Here is a 21,314-nt window from a genome sequence, read left to right on the forward strand (position 1 = left end):
CGTCGTCCGGCGTACCACCGCCCGCCGGACCGCCGGACGAGCGGTGCTCGGACCTCGGAAGAGCACCTGTTTATCGTCAGGAAGACGACTATGATCGCTTCATGCCCTACGACCCGTCGGCCTTCCCGCCCTTCGCTGTCACCGTCGACCTGGTCGTGCTCACCGTGCGGCGCCACGCGCTGTGCGCGCTGGCCGTCCGGCGCGGCGAGCCGCCGTACCAGGGCCGCTGGGCGCTGCCCGGCGGGTTCGTGCGGGGCGACGAGGATCTGGCGACGGCGGCGGCCCGCGAGCTCGCCGAGGAGACGGGCCTGCAGGCCCACGACCCGGTTGGGCCGGTGGTCGCGGGCGGGGCGCACCTGGAGCAGCTCGCCACGTACGGCGATCCCCGGCGCGACCCCCGGATGCGGGTGGTCAGCGTCGCCCACCTCGCGCTGGCGCCCGACCTGCCCGCGCCGCGCCCCGGCGGCGACGCGCGCAGCGTGCGCTGGGCGCCCGTGGAGGACCTGCTGGACCAGGAGGGCGGTTTCGGCCGGGACGGCGAGCAGGAGGCCCCGCTCGCCTTCGACCACGCCCGGATCCTCGCGGACGGCGTCGAACGCGCCCGCTCCAAGATCGAGTACTCCTCCCTGGCGACGGCCTTCTGTCCCCCGGAGTTCACCGTGGGCGAGCTGCGCCGGGTCTACGAGGCGGTGTGGGGCGTGGCCCTGGATCCCCGGAACTTCCACCGCAAGGTCACCGGCACGCCCGGCTTCCTGGTCCCCACGGGCGGGACCACGACACGCCAGGGCGGCCGCCCCGCCCAGCTCTTCCGGGCCGGCGGTGCCACCCTCCTCAACCCGCCCATGCTGCGCCCGGAGGCCTAGCCGGGGCCGAGGCAGGTCCACCCGTGTGCCCGATGGGACACGCGTGAGGGAAGCGCCCTACGTTGCGTAGCAAATAGGACATATCGGGTTACGGTGCTGCGGTACGGTCCCGCCGTCCCGCGAGTGAAGCCCATGATCCAGGCCATCGGACTCACCAGCGTCCCCCGCCGCAACCAGCCCCCCTCCGTCGACGACCTCACCTTCGAGGCCCGCCCGGGCCGCGTCACCGCCCTCCTCGGCGCCCCCGGAGCCGGCAAGACCGCCGCCCTCCGGCTGATGCTGCGGCTCGACCCCGGGCGCGGCGTCACCCTCTTCCGCGGCCGCCCCCTCGACCGGATCCCCCATCCCACGCGCGAGATCGGCGTGCTCCTCGGCGACGTCCCCGGGCACCCCGCGCGCAGCGCCCGGGGCCACCTGCGCATGCTCAGCGCCGCCGCCGGGGTCCCCGCCGAGCGCGCCGACGAGGTCCTCGACGTCGTCGGCCTCAGCGGCCTCGCCGACCAGCGCCTCGGCGACTTCTCCCTGGGCATGGACCGCCGGCTCGGCCTGGCCGCCGCCCTTCTCGGCGATCCCCACACGCTCGTGCTCGACGAGCCCGCCCGCGACCTGTCGCCCCGGGAGACGGCCTGGCTGCACGGCCTGCTGCGCGGCTACGCGTCCCAGGGCGGCGCCGTCCTCGTCACCTCCGGCGACCCGGTCGAGGCGGCCCGCCTCGCCGACCAGGTCGTCACCATCGACCACGGCCGTCTGGTCGCCGATCAGGAGGCCGCCGTGTTCGCCGGTTCGCGGCTGCGCCCCCGCGTCGCCGTGCAGTCGCCCCTCGCTAGCCGCCTCGCCCATGTCCTGGCCGCCGAGGCCGACACGACCCGGGAGGCGACGGACGCGCCCCCCGTGGAGGTGGTGCACGAGGGCGGCAGCCGGATCTGCGTCTACGGCAGCAGCTGCGCCGCGGTCGGCGAGACCGCGTACCGCCACGGCATCCTGGTCCACCGCCTCGTGGAGGAGGTCGCCGACACCGGGCCGGTCGCCCCCCTCCAGCGCGCGGACGGCCGGCGCGAGGATCCGGCCGGCGACACCGCCGGCGCCGACGACGCCGCGGACGACACCGCCGGGGTGCCCCGGGCCCGCCCGCAGCCCCCGCTCCCGGCCCCCGGCCCCGCCTGGCCCCTGCGCTACGAGCTGCGCCGCGCCACGGGCGTGCGCACCGGCTGGACCGTGTCCGTGCTGGCCGTCGCAGCCTCCCTGCTCGCCTCCGTGGTCCTCGCCCGCACCGGCGCCCCGCCCGCGCTGCGGCTGCTCACCGGCTGGCCCGCGTGGCTGCCGCTGCCGCCGGCCGCCTTCGGCGCGGGACTCCTCGGGGCGCTCGCCTTCGGCCAGGAATACCGCTATCCGGCGCTCGCCCCGGACCAGGGCACCGTGCCCCGCAGGCTGAGCCTGCTCGGTGCCAAGCTCGTCGTCACCGCGGTCGGGGCGCTGTTCCTGGCCCTCGCGGCCGTCATCCTCGACACGACCGCGCTCCGGCTGCTCTTCGGCGGGTCCGCCACGGCCCTGGCCGGTGGCTGGACCGCGACGCTCGCGGGCTGGACGGTGCTCACGGTGGGGTGCGCCTGGGCGGGGCTGCTCGCCGCGGGGCTGTTCCGGTCGACCGCGCTGGGGCTCGTCGCGGTGCTGGCCGTACCGACGGTGGTGGTGCCCGTCCTCGGCGGTGTGCTCTCCCGGCCCGCCGCCCGGTCGCTGATCGGGTTGCCGGAGCGGCTGCGGTCGGCCGCGGTGGTGCAGTGGCCGTCAGGGCTGGACCAAGGGGTCTCCACGGCGCTGCGGCTGATGTCCCAGCCGATCGGCTGGGCGCTGGCCCTGTGCCTGGCCGGGCTGCTGGGGGCGTACGTCCTGACGGTGTTCCGCGGCCGTGCGAGGTGAGGGGTGTGCTATTGCGCCACGCCGGACGCGAGGGAACGCAGAGTGACAATCAGTCCGGGGAGGCCCCGGGAAAGAACCCATTGTCCTTACGCTCCGCAGTCGCCCACCCTTGTGACGTGCCCCGTTCTGTCCGTTTGGGCGTCAATTGTAAGGTAATGGGCGATCACCCTTTCGTGTGCTTTTCACCAAAGACCTCAAGGGGTCCGGACGCGTCGCCGACAAAGGAAGCGTGAGTACCCTTGCGCACACCATGATGACCGCGGCTCGTCCCGCCGACTCCGGCCTCGCCGGTCCGGGCGAGCTAGACCGCTACTCCTACGCGGAGGCCTCCGGGGCCGACCGCGGCGCCGTACCCTCCTGGGACGGCGACGCGGAGCTGAGCCGTGCCGGCCGCCGTGCCGCCGGCAGCCGGGGCCGAGGGCTGCACGGCCAGCTCGTCCAGCAGCTGGGCCAGATGATCGTCTCCGGTGACCTGGGCGCCGACCGCCCGCTGGTCCCCGAGGAGATCGGGCAGCGCTTCGAGGTCTCCCGCACCGTCGTCCGTGAATCCCTGCGCGTCCTCGAGGCCAAGGGCCTGGTCAGCGCCCGCCCCAACGTCGGCACCCGGGTCCGGCCGGTGAGCGACTGGAATCTCCTCGACCCCGACATCATCGAGTGGCGGGCCTTCGGCCCCCAGCGCGAGGACCAGCGCCGCGAGCTCTGCGAGCTCCGCTGGACCATCGAGCCGCTGGCCGCCCGGCTCGCCGCCGGTCACGGCCGCGAGGACATCCAGCAGCGCCTGGCCGACATGGCCGAGATCATGGGTCACGCCCTCGCTCAGGGGGACTCCCTCACCTTCGCCCGCGCCGACGCCGAGTTCCACTCCCTGCTGCTGCAGGTCGCGGGCAACCGCATGCTGGAGCACCTGTCCGGCATCGTCTCCGCCGCCCTCCACGTCTCCGGGGCCTCGGCGGGTGGCTGCGACCGTCCGACCGAGGCGGGCGTCGGTCAGCACCTGCGTATCGTCGACGCCGTCGGGGCCGGTGACGGCGCCGGGGCCGAGGCGGCCATGCGGCAGCTGCTCATCGCCCACCCCGAGGTCGAGCGCGTGGTGCCCGCTCCGCGCGAGCACTGAGCGCGGGCGGACCCCCGGGACGGGGGCGGTGCGTGCGGGGCCGCTCGCCCGGCCCGCGCGTACGGCCGTACGCGCGGGCCGGACGGGCCGTTCCGCACGACCGCGCGGAACGGCCGCGCGAAAAGGTCGTACGGAACGGCCGCTCCGGCGGCCCTTCCGGTGATCTGTCCATTTCAGAGGCTTTCACTCCGTTATGGGGTGTGACTCGGGCCACGGGGATTGGGCGTAACGCTCCTTGAGGCAGCGCGATGACTAAAGAGGTGGTAGCCGCGGAGGGAATACGGGCCTCGTCCGAGACGCTGTGTTGCTCTGCACTACCGCCCGCGCCGTCGGTTCATCCATTGCCGGCGGTCGTCGGAGCCGGTCGCCCGTACACGGGGCCGGATCCGGAAGCCGTTTCCATCGTTCCGAGAGGTTGTTCGTGTCGGCCAGCACATCCCGTACGCTCCCGCCGGAGATCGCCGAATCCGAGTCTCTGATGGCGCTCATCGAGCAGGGAAAGGCCGAGGGGCAGATCGCCGGCGACGACGTGCGTCGGGCCTTCGAGGCTGACCAGATTCCGCCAACCCAGTGGAAGAACGTTCTGCGCAGCCTCAACCAGGTCCTCGACGAGGAGGGTGTGACGCTGATGGTCAGTGCCGCAGAGGCGCCCAAGCGCACCCGCAAGAGCGTCGCAGCGAAGAGCCCGGCGAAGCGCACCGCCACCAAGGCCGTCTCCTCCAAGACGGTCACGGCGCGGCAGACGTCTTCCTCGGCGTCCACGGCGTCCTCGGCCTCGGCCCAGGGCGTGTACGACGGCGAGGCGGACGAGGCCGTGGCGCCCGCCAAGAAGGCCGCGGCCAAGAAGACCACGGCCAAGAAGACGGTGGCCAAGAAGACCACCGCCAAGAAGACGGCGGCGAAGAAGACCGCCTCGAAGAAGGACGCCGACGAGCTCCTCGACGACGAGCTCCTCGACGAGACCCCCGCTCCCGGCAAGGGCGACGAAGAGGACGAGAGCGGCGAGACCAAGGGCTTCGTCCTGTCCGATGAGGACGAGGACGACGCTCCCGCGCAGCAGGTCGCGGTGGCCGGTGCCACCGCCGACCCGGTCAAGGACTACCTGAAGCAGATCGGCAAGGTCCCCCTGCTCAACGCCGAGCAGGAGGTCGAGCTCGCCAAGCGCATCGAGGCCGGTCTGTTCGCCGAGGACAAGCTGGCGAACTCCGACAAGCTCGCCCCGAAGCTCAAGCGCGAGCTGGAGATCATCGCCGAGGACGGCCGGCGCGCCAAGAACCACCTCCTGGAGGCCAACCTCCGTCTGGTGGTCTCCCTGGCCAAGCGCTACACCGGTCGCGGCATGCTCTTCCTGGACCTCATCCAGGAGGGCAACCTCGGTCTGATCCGCGCCGTGGAGAAGTTCGACTACACCAAGGGCTACAAGTTCTCCACGTACGCGACCTGGTGGATCCGCCAGGCGATCACGCGCGCGATGGCCGACCAGGCCCGCACCATCCGTATCCCGGTGCACATGGTCGAGGTCATCAACAAGCTCGCGCGCGTCCAGCGCCAGATGCTCCAGGACCTGGGCCGCGAGCCCACCCCGGAGGAGCTGGCCAAGGAGCTCGACATGACCCCGGAGAAGGTCATCGAGGTCCAGAAGTACGGCCGCGAGCCGATCTCGCTCCACACCCCGCTGGGCGAGGACGGCGACAGCGAGTTCGGTGACCTCATCGAGGACTCCGAGGCGGTCGTCCCGGCCGACGCGGTCAGCTTCACGCTCCTGCAGGAGCAGCTGCACTCCGTCCTGGACACGCTGAGCGAGCGCGAGGCCGGCGTCGTCTCGATGCGCTTCGGCCTCACCGACGGCCAGCCGAAGACCCTCGACGAGATCGGCAAGGTCTACGGCGTGACGCGTGAGCGCATCCGCCAGATCGAGTCCAAGACGATGTCCAAGCTGCGTCACCCGTCGCGCTCGCAGGTCCTGCGCGACTACCTGGACTGATCCATCCGGATGGATTCGTCGCGGTAGGGCCCGGTTCCTCGTTGGAGGAGCCGGGCCCCGCTGTTTTCCGGATGCGCGCACGCGCGCCCGGGGTGACGCTGGGTAGGCACAGAACTCCGTTCCGTCGGGAGACCGTATGCGCGTCCTGAGGTACCTGCTCGTCGGAACGGTCGTGCTGCTGCTGGCGGCGCCGTCTCCGGTACGGGCCGGGGACCGCAAGGTCGTCGGGGGAGTGGCCGTGAAGGTGACCGATGTGCCCTGGATGGTGGCCGTGGCGAGCCGGGAGCGCTTCGGCGACGTACGGTCCGGCCAGTTCTGCGGCGGGGTCGTGGTGGGGCGCAGGACGATCGTCACGGCCGCCCACTGCCTCAGCCGGGAGGTCCTCGGCGTGGATCCGGCGGAGGCCAGGGACCTGCGGGTGATCGCCGGGCGCGCCGACATGCGCGGCGGCGGGGGCGCGGAGGTGCCGATCCAGGCCACGTGGGTCAATCCGGAGTTCAACATGGAGACCAACGCCGGCGATGTGGCGGTTCTCACTCTGGCGGAGCAACTGCCCGGAAGTCGTCCGCTGGGGATGGCCCCGCAGGGCGATCCCGCCTATGAGCCGGGCACGGCCGCGGGGGTCTACGGCTGGGGTGACACGACCGGAACCGGCCGTTACGCGGAGACGCTCCGGGCGGCGCGGGTGCTCGTGCTGGACGACGCCCTGTGCCGGAAGGCGTATCCCGGCGGCCCCGAGGGCACGTACAGCCCGGCCACGATGCTCTGTGCCGGACTCCCCAAGGGGGGCCGGGACGGGTGCCAGGGGGACAGCGGAGGTCCGCTGGTGGCCAGGGGACGGCTGGTGGGGCTGGTGTCCTGGGGGAGCGGCTGCGCCCAGGCGGGCCATCCAGGGGTCTATACGCGCATCTCGGCGGTGATGGGGCTGGTCCGGGCCCACAGTGCCGAGCCCCTGCCGGAACACGCTCCTCCGGCGAAACCACCGCCTCCGGCGGCACCGGCCGCCCCGCCGCCGTCACAGCACGCTCCCGCGCCGACACCGGCGCCGCGGCCGGGCCGGGTGTCGCCATGAGCCGGGGCCCGAGGAGCCCGGGTGTCGCCGTGAGGAGACGAGAACGGGCGGCCTCCCCCGCTGGGGGAGCCGCCCGCGGCTGTCCCGCCGATGGCAGGACCTCGCTCGTCGTGGGTCGCGATGTGTCGGCGTTCGGCCGAGGACTCAGCGGTCCTCGTCGGACGCGGACGCCGGGACGGCGGTGAGCCGCTCCGTCTCGTCCTGTATCTCCGCGGCGATCTTCTTGAGTTCCGGCTCGAACTTACGACCGTGGTGGGCGCAGAAGAGCAGTTCGCCGCCGCTCATGAGAACGACGCGCAGGTAAGCCTGAGCGCCGCACCGGTCGCAGCGGTCTGCGGCCGTCAGCGGGCTCGCGGGGGTCAGAACAGTAGTCAACGTCGCCTCTTCTCTAGCTCGACGAGCTGTCGTACCAGGGTCAACATCCAACCAGGCCGAAAACGTTCCCGCTCGTGGCTTTTCCTCGAAACTTCTCTTTCGAGTCAGCCGGATCTTGACGTTTGGCGGCGAATGAGCCGTATTGCGTGGGCTTACGGTTTCACGTCGCTGGGGGCTGTCGTCCTCCCGGCTGGCTTGCCGGGTTGTTCTTGAGGACGTGCCCGGAGCCTAAATGGTTCATGCCTCGAAGGGAACGTGATGTGCATGTCACTCCATCGAGGTATCGAACATCTGATCGATGCTCGATTAGCATGGTTGTTCTCAAGGGTGGCGGCACAAAGGCTCTACCAGGCCTCGGTACCCTCTGAACGGCGAACGAGCCACCCATGTGCCCCCACACGGGCCAGACAGAAATTCAGCGAGGAGCGAACCGCGTGACCGCCGAGACGTCCGTGCCGTCCACTGCGTTGCTGACCGGGGCAGACCGGGACGGATCCAACTACACCGCGCGGCACCTGCTCGTCCTCGAGGGTCTCGAAGCCGTCCGCAAACGACCGGGCATGTACATCGGCTCGACCGACAGCCGCGGTCTCATGCACTGCCTCTGGGAGATCATCGACAACTCCGTCGACGAGGCCCTGGGCGGCTACTGCGACCGCATCGAGGTGATCCTCCACGACGACGGGTCCGTGGAGGTCCGGGACAACGGCCGCGGCATCCCCGTGGACGTGGAGCCCAAGACGGGCCTCTCGGGCGTCGAGGTCGTGATGACCAAGCTGCACGCGGGCGGCAAGTTCGGTGGCGGCTCGTACGCCGCCTCGGGCGGTCTGCACGGCGTCGGCGCCTCCGTCGTCAACGCCCTCTCGGCCCGCCTGGACGTCGAGGTCGACCGCAACAGCCGCACCCACGCGATCAGCTTCCGCCGGGGCGTCCCGGGCATCTTCACCGAGCCCGGCCCCGACGCGCCCTTCGACCCCGCGAACGGCCTGCTCAAGGGCAAGAAGGTGGCCAAGGCCCGTACCGGCACCCGCGTCCGCTACTGGGCGGACCGCCAGATCTTCCTCAAGGACGCCAAGCTCTCGCTGGAGACCCTCTACGGACGGGCCCGGCAGACCGCGTTCCTGGTGCCCGGCCTGACGATCGTCGTCCGGGACGAGCGGGGTATCGACGGCGGCGAGGCCACCGAGGAGACCTTCCACTACGACGGCGGCATCAGCGAGTTCTGCGAGTACCTCGCCCAGGACAAGGCCGTCTGCGACATCCTCCGGCTGTCCGGGCAGGGCACCTTCAAGGAGACCGTGCCGGTCCTCGACGACCGCGGCCACATGACGCCCACCGAGGTCACCCGCGAGCTCGGCGTGGACGTCGCGCTGCGCTGGGGCACCGGCTACGACAGCACGGTCAAGTCCTTCGTCAACATCATCGCCACCCCCAAGGGCGGCACCCACGTCACCGGATTCGAGCGGGCGATCACCAAGACCGTCAACGAGGTGCTGCGCTCGGCCAAGCTGCTGCGCGTCGCCGAGGACGACGTCGTCAAGGACGACGCCATGGAGGGGCTCACCGCGGTCGTGACCGTGCGGTTGGCCGAGCCCCAGTTCGAGGGACAGACCAAGGAGGTCCTGGGCACCTCGGCGGCCTCCCGGATCGTGGCCAATGTGGTGGCCAAGGAGCTCAAGGCGTTCCTGACCTCCACCAAGCGCGACGCCAAGCAGCAGGCCCGGGCCGTGCTCGAGAAGGTCGTGGCGGCCGCCCGGACGCGCATCGCCGCGCGCCAGCACAAGGAGGCGCAGCGCCGGAAGACGGCTTTGGAGTCCTCCTCGCTGCCGGCCAAGCTCGCCGACTGCCGCAGCGACGACGTCGAGCGCAGCGAGCTGTTCATCGTCGAGGGCGACTCGGCGCTCGGCACGGCCAAGCTGGCGCGGAACTCCGAGTTCCAGGCGCTGCTGCCGATCCGGGGCAAGATCCTCAATGTCCAGAAGTCGTCGGTCTCGGACATGCTCAAGAACGCCGAGTGCGGCGCGATCATCCAGGTCATAGGAGCCGGGTCCGGCCGGACCTTCGACATCGACGCCGCCCGCTACGGCAAGGTCATCTTCCTCGCCGACGCCGATGTCGACGGCGCCCACATCCGCTGTCTGCTGCTCACGCTCTTCCAGCGCTACATGCGGCCGATGGTGGAGGAGGGCCGGGTCTTCTCGGCGGTGCCCCCGCTGCACCGGGTGGAGCTCACCCACCCGAAGAAGGGCCAGGACAAGTACATCTACACCTACTCCGACAGCGAGCTGCGCCAGACGCTGCTGGAGCTGGAGCGCAAGGGCGTCCGTTACAAGGACGGCATCCAGCGCTACAAGGGTCTGGGCGAGATGGACGCGGACCAGCTCGCGGAGACCACGATGGACCCGCGCCACCGCACCCTGCGCCGCATCAACATCAGCGACCTGGAAGCGGCGGAGCGCGCCTTCGACCTGCTGATGGGCAACGAGGTCGCGCCGCGCAAGGAGTTCATCACCAACTCGGCGGCCACGCTGGACCGCTCGCGCATCGACGCCTGAGCCCGGGGCGGGCCCGGTCCCGGTACCGCGCCCTCCCTCCGCTCTCCACCCCTGGGTGGAGAGCGGATCTCCACCCGGAATCCACCCCGGGCCCACCCGTGCTCCGATCCGGCCCGGCTGCGGTCCGCGTAGCGTCTTTCTCGTCGGCGACCGGCCGGCGGGGACGGCGTGATCAGCGATCCGGGGGGAGTGGCGGCCATGCCGAACGAGGTCACAGCGCTCTGGACGGAGTGGCCCGCGCGTGAGGCGCTCTCGCGGGTGGGGGTGCCCCGGCGCCGCCATGTGATGTCCTGGGGCGTCCGGATCGTGCTGGTCGGGGCGTTCCTCTGGGGCGTCCTCCGCGAAGGGGTATTCCACGGCTGGTGGTGCGCGGCCCTCGCCGGGGGCCTGCTGGTCTCCGGCGCCGCCGTCTACGCCTGCTACCACCTGACGCTCGCGCGACGGCTGTGGCCCTCGCTGGGCGCGCTGGCCGTCCTGGCGGTTCTGGGGGCCGCCGCGGAGGTGGCGGGATCGCACACGGCGGCGGTGGGGCTGTGGTGCATAGCCGCCGCCGTCGCGGTGGAACGGCTCCCGCTCGGGTACGGGCTGGGACTCGGGGCCCTGTGCATGGGCGCGTACGCCCTGACGAGCGACACGCGCTCGCCCGTGACGGCGGTGACCGCGGCCGGGGTGCTGCTCGTCGGATACTCCCTGCGGCTGGACGAGGAGGCGCGGGGGGCCGGATTCCGGCTGCTGGCCCAGGAGCGGGCGGCCCGCCGGGCGGAGGCGGAGTCGGCGGCGCTGGCCGAACGGGCCCGGATAGCCCGCGAGATCCACGATGTGCTCGCGCACAGCCTGTCCGCCCAGATGGTGCACCTGGAGGCGGCGCGGCTGCTCATCGAGCGCGGGGTGGAGCGCGAGCGGGTCCTGGAGCAGGTCGGGGCGGCCCGGCGCATGGCGCGGGAGGGACTGGCCGAGACCCGGCAGGCCCTGTCGGCGCTGCGGGGCGAGATGGCGAACGTGGAGGAGTTCCTCAGGGAGGCCGCGGCCTCGGAGGGGGCCGGTCTGGAGGTGACGGGGGAGCCGCGCAGGCTGCCGGCCGAGGCGGGCTTGGCGGTGCGCAGGGTGGCGCAGGAGGCGCTGACCAATGTCCGCAAGCATGCTCCGGGCGCACGGGTCGACATGGGGCTCACCTATCTGGAGAGGGAGGTGGAGCTCTGGGTCCGGGACGGGGGCGCGACGGCGCCCGGCGGCGGGCTGGCGGCGTCCGGTGCCGGGTACGGTCTGCTGGGGATGCGGGAGCGGGCCGAGCTGCTGGGCGGGACGCTGGAGGCCGGGCCGGCCGGGCCTGATCAGGAGGGGTTCGTGGTGCGTCTGCGGGTGCCGGCGTGATGGATGGTCAGGGGAGCACGGGCGCGCCGTGGGAGCCGGGCGGGCCGGAGGGGTCGGCCGGAACGGGAGAGGTGGCCGGAACGGGGGAGGCGGGCGGCGCGCCCGGCGGGGGCGGTGGCCGTGCGGCGGCACGGGTGGTGGTCGTGGACGACCAGACCGTGGTCCGCGAGGGCATTGTGATGCTGCTGGGGCTGCTGCCGGGTGTCGAGGTGGTCGGTGCGGCGGCCGACGGTCTGGAGGCGGTGCGACTGGTCGCCGAACTGGCTCCGGACGTGGTGCTGATGGACCTCAGAATGCCGCGCTGCGACGGGGCGGAGGCGACGCGCCGCATCCGGACCCAGTACCCGGCCACCCAGGTGGTGATCTTGACCACCTATGCCGACGACGACTCGCTGTTCCCCGCGCTGCGGGCGGGGGCGCGGGGCTATCTCACCAAGGACGCCGGGGGAGAGGAGATCGTCCGCGCGATCGAGGATGTGATGTCGGGACAGGCGGGGCTGTCGCCACGGGTGCAACTGCGGCTGCTGGAGCGGCTCTCGGGGGGTGCGGGTTCCGTCCCCGTCCCCGTTCCCGGCGCCGGACTCGGTCCGGGAGCGGGTGGCCCGGGGGCGGTGGGGCCGCGTGAGCTGCCCGACGGGCTGACGGCGCGGGAGGCGGAGGTGCTGTCGCTCGTCGCGGAGGGGCTGTCCAACGCGGAGATCGCCCGGCGGCTGGGGGTGAGCGCGGCGACGGTGAAGACGCACATCAACAACCTCTTCGCCAAGACAGGCGTGCGGGATCGGGCACAGGCCGTGCGCTACGCCTTCGGCCACGGCATCGCGCGGCCGCCGGGGACGGCGGGAACGTGGTGACCCCTCCGCAGCGCCCCGGGGCGAGGGCGAGGGCGAGGACGGGGCGGTCATCAGCTGACCATCACCTGATGGGGTGAACGTCTCGCGGTGAGTGGGGCCGGATCTCTCCGGTCTGTCCATTCTTGGGCACCAGGCCAAGGAGCCGGGGACCGAGGAGAGTTCTGTGGACGAGAGCGACAGGTACGGCGGCGGGCATCCTGCCGTAACGGTTCAGCGGAGCGGTGGCGCAGCGGCCGGAGTCGTGCCGGGGCGCGACGCGTCGCACGTCTATCAGGAGGTCCACCGGAGCCCGGCGTTCCGGGAGGTGCGGCGTCGGTACCGTCGCTTCGTCCTTCCGGCGACCGGCGCGTTCCTCGTCTGGTACCTGGCCTATGTGCTGGCGGCGACCCTGGCGCCGGGGCTGATGGCCAGGCCGGTGGCCGGGGCGGTCAATGTGGCGATGGTGGCGGGGCTCGCCCAGTTCGCCAGCACCTTCCTGCTGACCTGGGCGTACGCGCGGCATGCCCGGCTGCACCGGGACCCGGCCGCCATGGAGCTGCGCTGGGCGGTCACGCTGGAGACGCTGCCGGGCGCCCGGCAGCGTCTCGCGCTCCCGGCTGGCTCATCGGGCTCAACGGGCACAGCGGGTACGGCTGGCACGGCCGGCACGGCGGGGCGGGACGGCCGGCGGTGAGCGGTTCCCATCAGGGCCTCGCGCTGGCGCTCTTCAGCGCCTTCGTCGTCGCCACGCTCGCCATCGCCACCTGGGTGGGCCGCGAACGCCGGGGATCGGCGGAGGAGTTCTACGTGGGCGGGCGGCTGTTCTCCCCCCTGGAGAACGGTTTCGCCATCGCCGGCGACTATATGTCCGCCGCCTCCTTCCTCGGTATCTCCGGTCTCATCGCCCTCTACGGCTACGACGGCATGCTCTACTCGGTCGGCTTCCTCGTGGCCTGGCTGGTGGTGCTCTTCCTCGTCGCCGAACTGGTGCGCAACTGCGGACGGTTCACGCTGGCCGACGTCCTCGTCGCCCGGTTGCGCGAGCGCCCGGTCCGTACCGCCTCCGGCATCGCCTCCGTCACCGTCTCCGTGCTCTACCTCGTCGCCCAGATGGTGGGCGCGGGCAGTCTGGTGGCGCTCCTGCTCGGTGGCACCGGCCAGACCGCACGCGGCTGGACGGTCGTCGGCGTGGGCACGCTGATGGTCCTCTATGTCACGCTCGGCGGGATGCGGGCCACCACCTGGATCCAGATCGTCAAGGCCGTGCTGCTCATGGGCGGCACGGTGGCGCTGACCGTGCTGGTCCTGGTCCGGTTCCACGGCGATGTGTCGGCCCTGCTCACCACCGCCGCCGAGCGCAGCGGCCATGGGCGCGCCTTCCTCGCCCCCGGCCTGAAGTACGGCGGCGACCCGGTCGCGCGGCTGGACTTCATCAGCCTGGGCCTCGCCCTCGTCCTGGGAACCGCCGGGCTGCCGCACATCCTGGCGCGCTTCTACACCGTGCCGACCGCGCGCGCCGCCCGCCGCTCCGTCGTCTGGGCCGTCGGGCTCATCGGTGGCTTCTATCTGATGACCATCGTCCTCGGGTTCGGCGCGGCCGCCGTGCTGGGCGGTGGTGCCGTCCGGGCCGCCGGCTCCGCCGGGAACACCGCCGTTCCCCTGCTCGCCCTCGACCTGGGCGGCGGTGCCGGGTCCACCGGAGGAACGATCCTCTTCGCCGTCGTCGCGGCCGTGGCGTTCGCGACCATCCTCGCGGTCGTCGCCGGGGTCACCCTCGCCTCCTCCGCCGCCGTGGCCCACGACCTGTACGCCTCGCTGCGGCGTCACGGCCCTCGCGGGTCGCGCCGCGAGGTGGCGGTCGCCCGGGCCGCCGCGGCCTGCACCGGCGCCCTCGCCATCGGGCTGGGGCTGCTCGCGCAGAACCTCAACGCCGCCTTCCTGGTGGGGCTCGCCTTCGCCGTGGCGGCCTCGGCGAACCTGCCCGTGCTGCTCTACTCGCTCTTTTGGCGCCGGTTCACCACGCGGGGCGCGGTCTGGTCGGTCTACGGCGGGCTGGTTCCGGCCGTGGTGCTCGTCGTCCTCTCGCCCGTGGTCTCCGGAGCGCCGGGCGCGATCTTCCCCGGCCTGGACTTCGCCTTCTTCCCCCTGGAGAACCCCGGTCTGGTCTCCGTACCCGCCGGGTTCCTCGCCGGGTGGCTCGGCACCCGGCTCTCGCCCCGGCCCGCCGATCCGGCCGCCCACGCGGAGACCGAGGTCCGCGCCCTCACCGGCGCCGGAGCCGCCTGATCAACCGTTGCGCCCGGCCGCGGACCGGCCGGTTCGGGCCGGGCGGAACGCCGTCCACCGGCTTACGCGCGGCCAGGACCGCTGATAGACGTGGGACACCCCGTGAGCGAAGGAGTGTTCCCATGCGCAAGCTCGTCGCACCATTCGCCACCGCCCTGCTGATCGGCGCGGCAGGACTCACGTTCAGCGCCCCCGCCCAGGCCGCCCCGGCCGTGGCGGAACCGGTCGTCCAGGAGTGCCCGGGCTTCTGCACGGCCGACTACGACCCTGTCGTCTGCAGATTCTCCGACGGTTCCACACTCCGTTTCACCAACCGTTGTTTCGCCTCTATCCACGCCTGCCGGCACGGCGTGGAGATCCTCGCGTGTGTGCGCGTCATCGGCTGATCATCATCGGCTGATCGCCCGTCACCGGCCGTCCGTCAGCGCTGCCACGTCCAGCTGTACCGGTGCTCCGGCCGGCCCGTCTCGCCGTAGCGCAGCGTCAGGCTGAGCCGGCCCGCCTCCTCCAGCTGCTTGAGGTAGCGCTGCGCGGTGGAGCGGCTCAGCCCCGAGCGTTCCGCCACCTCGTGCGCCGACAACGGCCCGGCCGCGTCCGAGAGCACCCGGCGGATCAGGTCGGCCGTCGGCGCCGAGTGGCCCTTCGGCAGGGGAGTGCCGGCCGAGGCCGTGTGCAGTGCCCCGAAGATGCGGTCGACCTGGTCCTGCCCGGCCTCGCCCGTGCCCTCCATCGTCCGGCGCATCCGCGCGTACGCCTCCAGCTTCACCCGCAGCCCCGGGAAGGTGAACGGCTTCACGAGGTACTGGAGCGCGCCGTGGCGCATCGCCGCCTGGACGGTCGTGACGTCCCGGGCGGCGGTGACCATGATGACGTCGGTGTGGTGGCCCAGCTGCCGGATCCGGCGCACCAGCGACAGCCCCGTCTCGTCGGGCAGATAGTGGTCCAGCAGCATCAGGTCGATGCCGCCGCCCTCCAGCGCCTCCAGTGCCTGCGCGGCGTCCCGGGCGGTCGCCCGGACGCGGAAGCCGGGCACCTTGCGGACGTAGGCGGCGTTGATCTCGGCGACGCGGAAGTCGTCGTCCACGACCAGGACTTCGATCAACGGTTCGCTCCTTCCCCCACGAGGGGCATTTCCCGCGCCGGCGGCCCCTCGGCCGCGGCCTCCGGTGGCGTGCCCGGCCGCAGCGCCTCCGGCAGTTCGACCGTGAACACCGCGCCCCCGCCCGGCCGTCCGGTGACCCGGGCCGATCCGCCGTACCGCTCGGCCAGCCGCCGCACCAGCGCGAGGCCCAGCCCGCGCGGGCGGTGGGGCTCCGGCTCCTTGGTGGACCAGCCGTCGGCGAACACCAGCTCCCTGACGTCCTCCGGCACGCCCGGCCCGTTGTCCGTCACGCCCAGCACGACCGTCGTGCCCGCCGTCCGCACGTCCACCTCCACGAATCCGTCCGCCCGCCCGGTCACCGCGTCCAGCGCGTTGTCCACGAGGTTGCCCAGCACGGTGACCAGGTCCCGGGGGTCGACCACGCGCTCCGGCAGGCATGTCGTGTCCCCGACGCGCAGCGCCACGCCGTGTTCCGCCGCGACCGCGCCCTTGCCCACCAGCAGGGCGCTGACCAGCGGTTCGCACACCCGCTCGGTGACCTGTTCGGCGGTGGCCCGGTGCGCCCCGGTGACCTCCGCCACGAACTCGACCGCCTCGTCGTACAGCTCCAGCTCCAGCAGCCCGAGCACCGTGTGCATCCGGTTGGCGTGCTCGTGGTCCTGGGCGCGCAGCGCCTCGGTGAGCCCCCGGGTGCCGTCCAGCTCCCGGCCCAGCTGCTCCAGTTCGGTACGGTCGCGCAGGGTCGCCACGGTGCCGCCGTCGGCGGTGACCATCCGATTGGCGACCAGGACCCGCCCATCGCGGACGGTGAGCAGATCGGTGCCGCTCACCCGTCCCGCCAGCACGTCCGTGGTCCGCCCGGGAGGCAGGACGGCGTCCAGCGGCCTGCCGATGGCGTCCGGCCCCAGCCCGAGCAGCCGCCGCGCCTCGTCGTTGACCAGGCGCAGCCGCCCGCGCCGGTCGAGGGCGACCACGCCCTCGCGGATGCCGTGGAGGATCGCCTCGCGCTCCTGCAGCAGCGCGGAGATCTCGGAGAGTTCGATGCCGCGCGTGCGTTTGCGCAGCCGCCAGGAGACGGCGAACGCGGCCAGCGCGCCGACGCCGAGGGCGGCGCCCGCGTACAGCAGGATGCCGGGCAGGGCGTGCAACAGGACGGCGCGGACGTCGTCGTAGGCGATGCCGACCGAGACCGCGCCGACGACGGCCCCCTCGGTGTCGCGCAGCGGCACCTTGCCGCGCGCCGACCTGCCGAGGGTGCCGTTCTCGATGCCCGTCCACTCGTGCCCGGCCAGCGCGGGGCCCGGATCGGTGCTGACGTGCCGTCCGATCTCGGACCGGGTGGTGTGGGAGAAGCGGATGCCCCGGGTGTCGGCCACGACGACGTAACTGGCGCCCGTGGCCAGCCGGATGCGTTCCGCCGCCGCCTGCACCGGTCCGTCGGGGTCCGGCCGGCCGGCCAGCAGGGCGCGCGCTATGCCGGGCTCGGCCGCGGTCGCCTGGGCGATGGCCAGGGCCCGGTGTTCGGCCTGCTGGTCGATCTGGGCACCCAGCGGCCCGAGGAACAGTCCTGCGGTGAGCGCGGTGACGCCGGCGGTGATCAGCAGCTGCACCGAGAGGACGTGCGCGAAGACGCGCCGGGGCCACCGGGGGCGCATACGGGTGCCTTTCGTCGTCCGGGTGCGGTTCGTCGGGGTGCTCGGGGCGACGCGGGGCGGGTGGGCGCGCGAGCCGTCGACGTGCACCGAACGTAGCCGGGAGATGGCCGCTTGTGTTGCTTCCGTGTCTCTTTCGTTGTTCTACCGCGAGCAAAACGAGCAGAACAGGCTTCGCGCGCTCAACTCGCACAGCGCTCACAAGACTGCCCCCGTGTCCCACGTCACTCCTAACGTCCAGCACCGGTCGCCCCGCCGCCGGCGCGGGGCGCGATCCCCCCGGACCACGGCCGGCGACGGAGGCGAGACGGATGAACGGCGACAGGGCGGGCGTCAGCCCGCCGGGCGGCACCCCGGCGATCGAACTGCGCGGCGCGACCAAGATGTTCCGCACCCCCTCGGGCGGGTCGCACACGGCCGTACGGGACCTCGATCTCGCGGTCGAACAGGGCGAGTTCGTGGCCGTCGTCGGCCCGACCGGATGCGGCAAGTCGACCACGCTCACGCTGGTGAGCGGCCTGGAGGAGCCCACCGAGGGCGAGGTGCTGGTCGGCGGCGAGCCCGTCACCGGCATCCGCCCGGAGGTCGGCTTCGTCTTCCAGCAGGACGCCGTCTTCCCCTGGCGGACCGTGCTGTCGAACGTGATGGCCGGGCCGCGCTTCCGCGGCGTACCGAAGGCCGAGGCACGCGAACGGGCCCGCGACTGGCTGGGCCGGGTGGGTCTCGCCGCGTTCGAGGACCGCTATCCGCACCAGCTCTCCGGCGGTCAGCGCAAGCGGGTGGCGCTCGCCCAGACGTTCGTGAACGACCCGGCGATCCTCCTCATGGACGAGCCCTTCTCCGCGCTCGACGTGCAGACGCGGGCCCTGATGTCGGACGAACTGCTGGAGCTGTGGGGCGGATCGGACACCGGCGGCGGCCGGGCCTCCGTCGTCTTCGTCACCCACGACCTGGAGGAGGCCATCGCGCTCGCCGACAGGGTCGTGGTGATGACCGCCGGGCCGGCCACCGTCAAGGAGGTCTTCCCGATCGGTCTGCCCCGCCCGCGCCGGGTCGAATCGGTGCGCCTGGAACCGCGGTTCGTCGAGCTGTACCGGGAGATCTGGTCCTGCCTCGGCGAGGAAGTCCGTATCACCCGTGAGAGGGGTGCCTCCCGTGTCGCCTGAGTCCATCGCCGCCACGGTCGTCACGAGCAAGCGCGTCGGCGGGCGCACGGAGGCGCGGGTCCGCGCGGCCCGCAACCGCCGGCTCGCGGTCCTCGGCACCCGCGTCCTGCTGCTCGTCGTCCTGCTGGCCTCCTGGGAGGTCCTGGCGCGCACCGGCACCATCGACCCGTTCAACTTCTCGATGCCGTCGAGGATCTGGGACCAGATCGTCCAGTGGACACTGCACGGCACGGCCCAGGGCTCGCTCGGCGAGCAGATCTGGTACACGCTCTACGAGGCGCTGCTCGGCTGGATCACCGGTGTGGCCGGCGGTGTCGTGCTCGGCATCGCGCTGGGCCGGGTCCGCTTCCTGGCCGACGTCCTCGGCCCGTACATCAAGGTGCTCAACGCGCTGCCGCGCATCGTCCTCGCGCCGATCTTCCTCATCTGGTTCGGCCTGGGCCCCGCGTCCAAGGTCGCCTCGGCCGTGGTGCTCGTCTTCTTCCCCGTCTTCTTCAACGCCTTCCAGGGCGCCCGCGAGGTGGACCGCCATCTCGTCGCCAACGCCCGCATCCTGGGCGCGAGCAACCGCAGGGTGACGCTCCAGGTCGTCATCCCCTCCGCCACCTCGTGGATCTTCACCAGCCTCCACGTCAGCTTCGGCTTCGCGCTCATCGGCGCGATCGTCGGCGAGTACATCGGCGCGACCAAGGGCATCGGGCTGCTGGTCGCCACCTCGCAGGGGACCTTCAACTCGGCCGGCGTGTACGCGGCGATGGCCATCCTCGCCGTCGTCGCCCTCGTCGCCGAGGGGCTGCTGACCTTCGCGGAGAAGCGCCTCTTCCGCTGGAAGCCGGGCTCGCCCGGCGGCGACCGCTGACCGTCCTCCCCCGCCTCCCCACACCCCCCCGATCAGCACCCCACGTACCGCACCCGACGTACCGCACCCGACGTACCGCACCCGACAACCAAGGAACCGATGATGCGTACCTTCGGCACCCTCGCCAAGCTCTCCGCCACCGCCCTCGCTGGTGTCATGTGCCTGACACTCTCCGGCTGTGCCGACGAGTCCTCCACCACGGGCAAGAGCGCCGCGGCCGGGGACCCGGCCGCCGGCGAGACCGTCCGGATCATGGTCGGCGGACTCGACAAGGTCATCTACCTGCCCGCCGTCCTCACCCAGAGACTCGGCTACTTCAAGGACGAGGGCGTGACGGTCAAGCTGCTCTCCGAGCCCGCGGGCGTGCAGGCCACCACCTCCCTGGTCGCCGGCGACGTCCAGGGCGTCGTGGGCTTCTACGACCACACCCTCGACCTCCAGGTCAAGGGCAAGCGGGTGGAGTCGGTGGTCCAGCTGGCCCACACGCCCGGCGAGGTGGAGGTCGTCTCCAGGGCCGCCGCGGGCGACATCGCCTCGCCCAAGGACTTCAAGGGCAGGAAGCTCGGCGTGACCGGCCTCGGCTCCTCCACCGACTTCCTCACCAAGTACCTGGCGGTGAAGAACGGTGTGAAGGTCAGCGATTTCACGCCCGTGGCCGTCGGCGCCGGGCAGACCTTCATCTCCGCGCTGGAGAAGGGCGCGATCGACGGCGGCATGACCACCGACCCCACGGTCGCCCAGATCCTCGCCAAGAACTCCGGCAAGGTGATCGTCGACATGCGGACGCCCGAGGGCGCCAGGGCCGCGCTCGGCGGCCTCTACCCCGCGTCCAGCCTCTATATGAACACCGACTGGGTCGACAGCCACAAGGAGACCGTCCAGAAGCTGGCCAACGCCATGGTCAGGACCCTGAAGTGGATGTCGGAGCACACCCCGGAGGAGATCGCCGAGAAGATGCCCGCCGACTACGCCCAGGGCGGTAAGGACCTCTACGCGAAGGCGATCGCGAACACCCTGCCGATGTTCACCAAGGACGGCGTGATGCCCGCCGACGGCCCCCGGACCGTCCACGAGGTCCTCAAGGCCTTCAACCCCAACCTCAAGGACGCCTCGGTGGACCTGAAGAAGACCTACACCACCGAGTTCGTGGCGAAGGCGGCCGGCTGACCGGCCGGGACGACGGCGACGACGTCCATCCGGGACGGCGTGCCGAGCGCCCTCCCGCACGACTCCGGCCGCGGCGGCGCGGCCGCGCCCTGCTCGACCTCGACCCGCCAGGCGCGCCCGTCGCGGTGCGCGACGGTCACGGTCCAGCGCGGTGCCGCGCCCTCGGCGCCACCGGTCTCCGTGCCGGTGACGTCCAGGGCGTCCGCGTCCTCCTCGCCGGTCAGCGCGCGCACCGCGAGCTCGGCGGCCTGCCCTGGACGGTCCCACGCCGAGCGGCCCCGGCAGCCCGCCGTGCCGACCCGCCCGTCGCGCGCCGCCTCCAGGGCGTCCTTCGCGTCGTGCGCGGTGGCCCGCCCGTACGTGTAGCCGTACGGCAGGACGAGGAGGGTCGGCGCGAAGCGATGACCACCTATGTGGGTGATCTCCCAGACGTCGTGACCGCCCGAGGCGGCCAGCTCCGCGGCGAGCGGGCGGCCGAGCAGGGCGCAGCAGCGGTCCCGCTTGCCGTTGGTGCAGACGAAGGCCAGGGGGGCGCCCTCGTGGGCGTCCCACAGCCCGCCGTGCTCGCCGGCCCCCAGGGCGGCGAAGTCCAGCTCCGTCAGGGCGGCGAGGCCGGTGAGCCGGGTGGTGCGGATCCAGGAGCGGCCGGGGGCCGTGTGGGCGACGTAGACGCGGTGGCCGGCGGGCTCGTGGCAGTCGGCGTGCCGTCCGGGGCGGCGGATGAGCTGCACGCGCACGCCCGTGCCCTTGGCGGCCCGGTCCAGGGCGCGGCCGAGGGCGGGGTCGAGGTGGCTGGCGGTGAGCGCGTCGGAGCCCCAGGGGCCGGGCTGCTCGATCAGCAGCCAGGTGCGCGCGGTCGCGGCGGTACCGGCCAGGGGCTCGGACAGCAGTCGGGAGGCGGTGGCGCACGTGCTCACGTAGGTGAGCCTAACCTGACCCGGTACCGGTGCGACACTTGAGCCGGCCGATTCGTACGACGAGACGCCCGCGGCCGACCGATC

At 72.5% G+C, this 21,314-nt stretch carries 18 protein-coding genes; 14 read left to right on the forward strand and 4 right to left on the reverse strand.

Going from position 1 to position 21,314, the window contains the following annotated elements:
- Positions 1-101 precede the first annotated feature (101 nt).
- The 5 genes from AC07BS_RS12020 (at position 102) to AC07BS_RS12040 (ending at position 6,950) form a co-directional block, all read left to right on the forward strand.
- Positions 102-863, forward strand: coding sequence for an NUDIX hydrolase (locus tag AC07BS_RS12020; RefSeq protein ID WP_478640958.1), 762 nt, complete (start codon positions 102-104; stop codon positions 861-863).
- Positions 864-995: 132 nt separating this feature from the next.
- Positions 996-2,780, forward strand: coding sequence for an ATP-binding cassette domain-containing protein (locus AC07BS_RS12025; protein ID WP_478931777.1), 1,785 nt, complete (start codon positions 996-998; stop codon positions 2,778-2,780).
- Positions 2,781-2,955: 175 nt separating this feature from the next.
- On the forward strand, positions 2,956-3,894 hold the full coding sequence (locus AC07BS_RS12030; protein ID WP_478640955.1) for a FadR/GntR family transcriptional regulator: 939 nt from the start codon (positions 2,956-2,958) through the stop codon (positions 3,892-3,894).
- Positions 3,895-4,315: 421 nt separating this feature from the next.
- Positions 4,316-5,878, forward strand: coding sequence for an RNA polymerase sigma factor (locus AC07BS_RS12035; RefSeq protein WP_478931780.1), 1,563 nt, complete (start codon positions 4,316-4,318; stop codon positions 5,876-5,878).
- 136 nt (positions 5,879-6,014) lie between these two features.
- Complete coding sequence (locus AC07BS_RS12040) at positions 6,015-6,950, forward strand: S1 family peptidase (protein WP_478931782.1); 936 nt, start codon at positions 6,015-6,017, stop codon at positions 6,948-6,950.
- A gap of 144 nt (positions 6,951-7,094) precedes the next feature.
- Here AC07BS_RS12040 and AC07BS_RS12045 read toward each other — a convergent pair whose 3' ends face one another.
- The gene (locus AC07BS_RS12045; protein ID WP_071961820.1) at positions 7,095-7,325 is read right to left on the reverse strand and encodes a DUF7455 domain-containing protein; all 231 of its coding nucleotides are present in this window, start codon (positions 7,323-7,325) and stop codon (positions 7,095-7,097) included.
- A 434-nt stretch (positions 7,326-7,759) separates the two neighbouring features.
- Here AC07BS_RS12045 and AC07BS_RS12050 point away from each other — a divergent pair, with 434 nt between their 5' ends.
- The 6 genes from AC07BS_RS12050 to AC07BS_RS12075 all read left to right on the forward strand — a co-directional run bounded on the left by AC07BS_RS12050 (position 7,760) and on the right by AC07BS_RS12075 (position 14,753).
- Entirely contained in the window at positions 7,760-9,880 is a 2,121-nt protein-coding gene (locus tag AC07BS_RS12050; RefSeq protein WP_478931785.1) for a DNA gyrase/topoisomerase IV subunit B, read from the forward strand.
- Between the two features lie 198 nt (positions 9,881-10,078).
- Entirely contained in the window at positions 10,079-11,251 is a 1,173-nt protein-coding gene (locus AC07BS_RS12055; protein WP_478931787.1) for a sensor histidine kinase, read from the forward strand.
- A 179-nt stretch (positions 11,252-11,430) separates the two neighbouring features.
- Positions 11,431-12,102, forward strand: a complete 672-nt coding sequence (locus tag AC07BS_RS12060) for a response regulator (protein WP_478931848.1) — start codon at positions 11,431-11,433, stop codon at positions 12,100-12,102.
- A 163-nt stretch (positions 12,103-12,265) separates the two neighbouring features.
- A complete protein-coding gene (locus AC07BS_RS12065; protein ID WP_478931789.1) occupies positions 12,266-12,775 on the forward strand; it encodes a DUF485 domain-containing protein in 510 nt (169 codons plus the stop codon).
- Positions 12,772-14,367, forward strand: coding sequence for a solute symporter family protein (locus AC07BS_RS12070; RefSeq protein WP_478640946.1), 1,596 nt, complete (start codon positions 12,772-12,774; stop codon positions 14,365-14,367). Before AC07BS_RS12065 ends, AC07BS_RS12070 begins: the two co-directional genes overlap by 4 nt.
- A 122-nt stretch (positions 14,368-14,489) precedes the next feature.
- Positions 14,490-14,753 carry a Kazal-type serine protease inhibitor family protein gene (locus AC07BS_RS12075; protein WP_478640945.1) on the forward strand — a complete coding sequence of 88 codons (264 nt, stop codon included), beginning with the start codon at positions 14,490-14,492 and terminating at the stop codon, positions 14,751-14,753.
- Between the two features lie 35 nt (positions 14,754-14,788).
- Here the strand turns inward: AC07BS_RS12075 and AC07BS_RS12080 are convergent, their stop codons facing one another.
- Positions 14,789-15,469 carry a response regulator gene (locus AC07BS_RS12080; protein ID WP_478640944.1) on the reverse strand — a complete coding sequence of 227 codons (681 nt, stop codon included), beginning with the start codon at positions 15,467-15,469 and terminating at the stop codon, positions 14,789-14,791.
- On the reverse strand, positions 15,466-17,124 hold the full coding sequence (locus AC07BS_RS12085) for a sensor histidine kinase (protein ID WP_478640942.1): 1,659 nt from the start codon (positions 17,122-17,124) through the stop codon (positions 15,466-15,468). Before AC07BS_RS12085 ends, AC07BS_RS12080 begins: the two co-directional genes overlap by 4 nt.
- Positions 17,125-17,432: 308 nt before the next feature.
- On the opposite strand from AC07BS_RS12085, the gene AC07BS_RS12090 reads away from it, so the two are divergent.
- The 3 genes from AC07BS_RS12090 (at position 17,433) to AC07BS_RS12100 (ending at position 20,313) form a co-directional block, all read left to right on the forward strand.
- Positions 17,433-18,287: an ABC transporter ATP-binding protein gene (locus AC07BS_RS12090; protein WP_478640941.1), complete on the forward strand. Its 855-nt coding sequence runs from the start codon at positions 17,433-17,435 to the stop codon at positions 18,285-18,287.
- The gene (locus AC07BS_RS12095; protein WP_478640938.1) at positions 18,277-19,146 is read left to right on the forward strand and encodes an ABC transporter permease; all 870 of its coding nucleotides are present in this window, start codon (positions 18,277-18,279) and stop codon (positions 19,144-19,146) included. The genes AC07BS_RS12090 and AC07BS_RS12095 overlap by 11 nt, the downstream gene beginning before the upstream one ends.
- A 102-nt stretch (positions 19,147-19,248) precedes the next feature.
- Positions 19,249-20,313, forward strand: coding sequence for an ABC transporter substrate-binding protein (locus AC07BS_RS12100; protein WP_478640936.1), 1,065 nt, complete (start codon positions 19,249-19,251; stop codon positions 20,311-20,313).
- Here AC07BS_RS12100 and AC07BS_RS12105 read toward each other — a convergent pair.
- Positions 20,277-21,230 carry a sucrase ferredoxin gene (locus AC07BS_RS12105; protein ID WP_478640933.1) on the reverse strand — a complete coding sequence of 318 codons (954 nt, stop codon included), beginning with the start codon at positions 21,228-21,230 and terminating at the stop codon, positions 20,277-20,279. The genes AC07BS_RS12100 and AC07BS_RS12105 overlap by 37 nt on opposite strands.
- Positions 21,231-21,314: the final 84 nt, after the last annotated feature.

The sequence above is a fragment of the Streptomyces sp. NPDC044063 genome, assembly GCF_056434285.1.

What these genes read in the sequence shown, in the direction of transcription:
- AC07BS_RS12020 (WP_478640958.1), top strand. Translation starts at nt 102, where the DNA reads ATGCCCTACGACCCGTCGGCCTTCCCGCCCTTCGCTGTCACCGTCGAC.
- AC07BS_RS12025 (WP_478931777.1), top strand. Translation starts at nt 996, where the DNA reads ATGATCCAGGCCATCGGACTCACCAGCGTCCCCCGCCGCAACCAGCCC.
- AC07BS_RS12040 (WP_478931782.1), top strand. Translation starts at nt 6,015, where the DNA reads ATGCGCGTCCTGAGGTACCTGCTCGTCGGAACGGTCGTGCTGCTGCTG.
- AC07BS_RS12055 (WP_478931787.1), top strand. Translation starts at nt 10,079, where the DNA reads ATGCCGAACGAGGTCACAGCGCTCTGGACGGAGTGGCCCGCGCGTGAG.
- AC07BS_RS12060 (WP_478931848.1), top strand. Translation starts at nt 11,431, where the DNA reads ATGCTGCTGGGGCTGCTGCCGGGTGTCGAGGTGGTCGGTGCGGCGGCC.
- AC07BS_RS12075 (WP_478640945.1), top strand. Translation starts at nt 14,490, where the DNA reads ATGCGCAAGCTCGTCGCACCATTCGCCACCGCCCTGCTGATCGGCGCG.
- AC07BS_RS12085 (WP_478640942.1), bottom strand. Translation starts at nt 17,124, where the DNA reads ATGCGCCCCCGGTGGCCCCGGCGCGTCTTCGCGCACGTCCTCTCGGTG.
- AC07BS_RS12090 (WP_478640941.1), top strand. Translation starts at nt 17,433, where the DNA reads ATGAACGGCGACAGGGCGGGCGTCAGCCCGCCGGGCGGCACCCCGGCG.
- AC07BS_RS12100 (WP_478640936.1), top strand. Translation starts at nt 19,249, where the DNA reads ATGCGTACCTTCGGCACCCTCGCCAAGCTCTCCGCCACCGCCCTCGCT.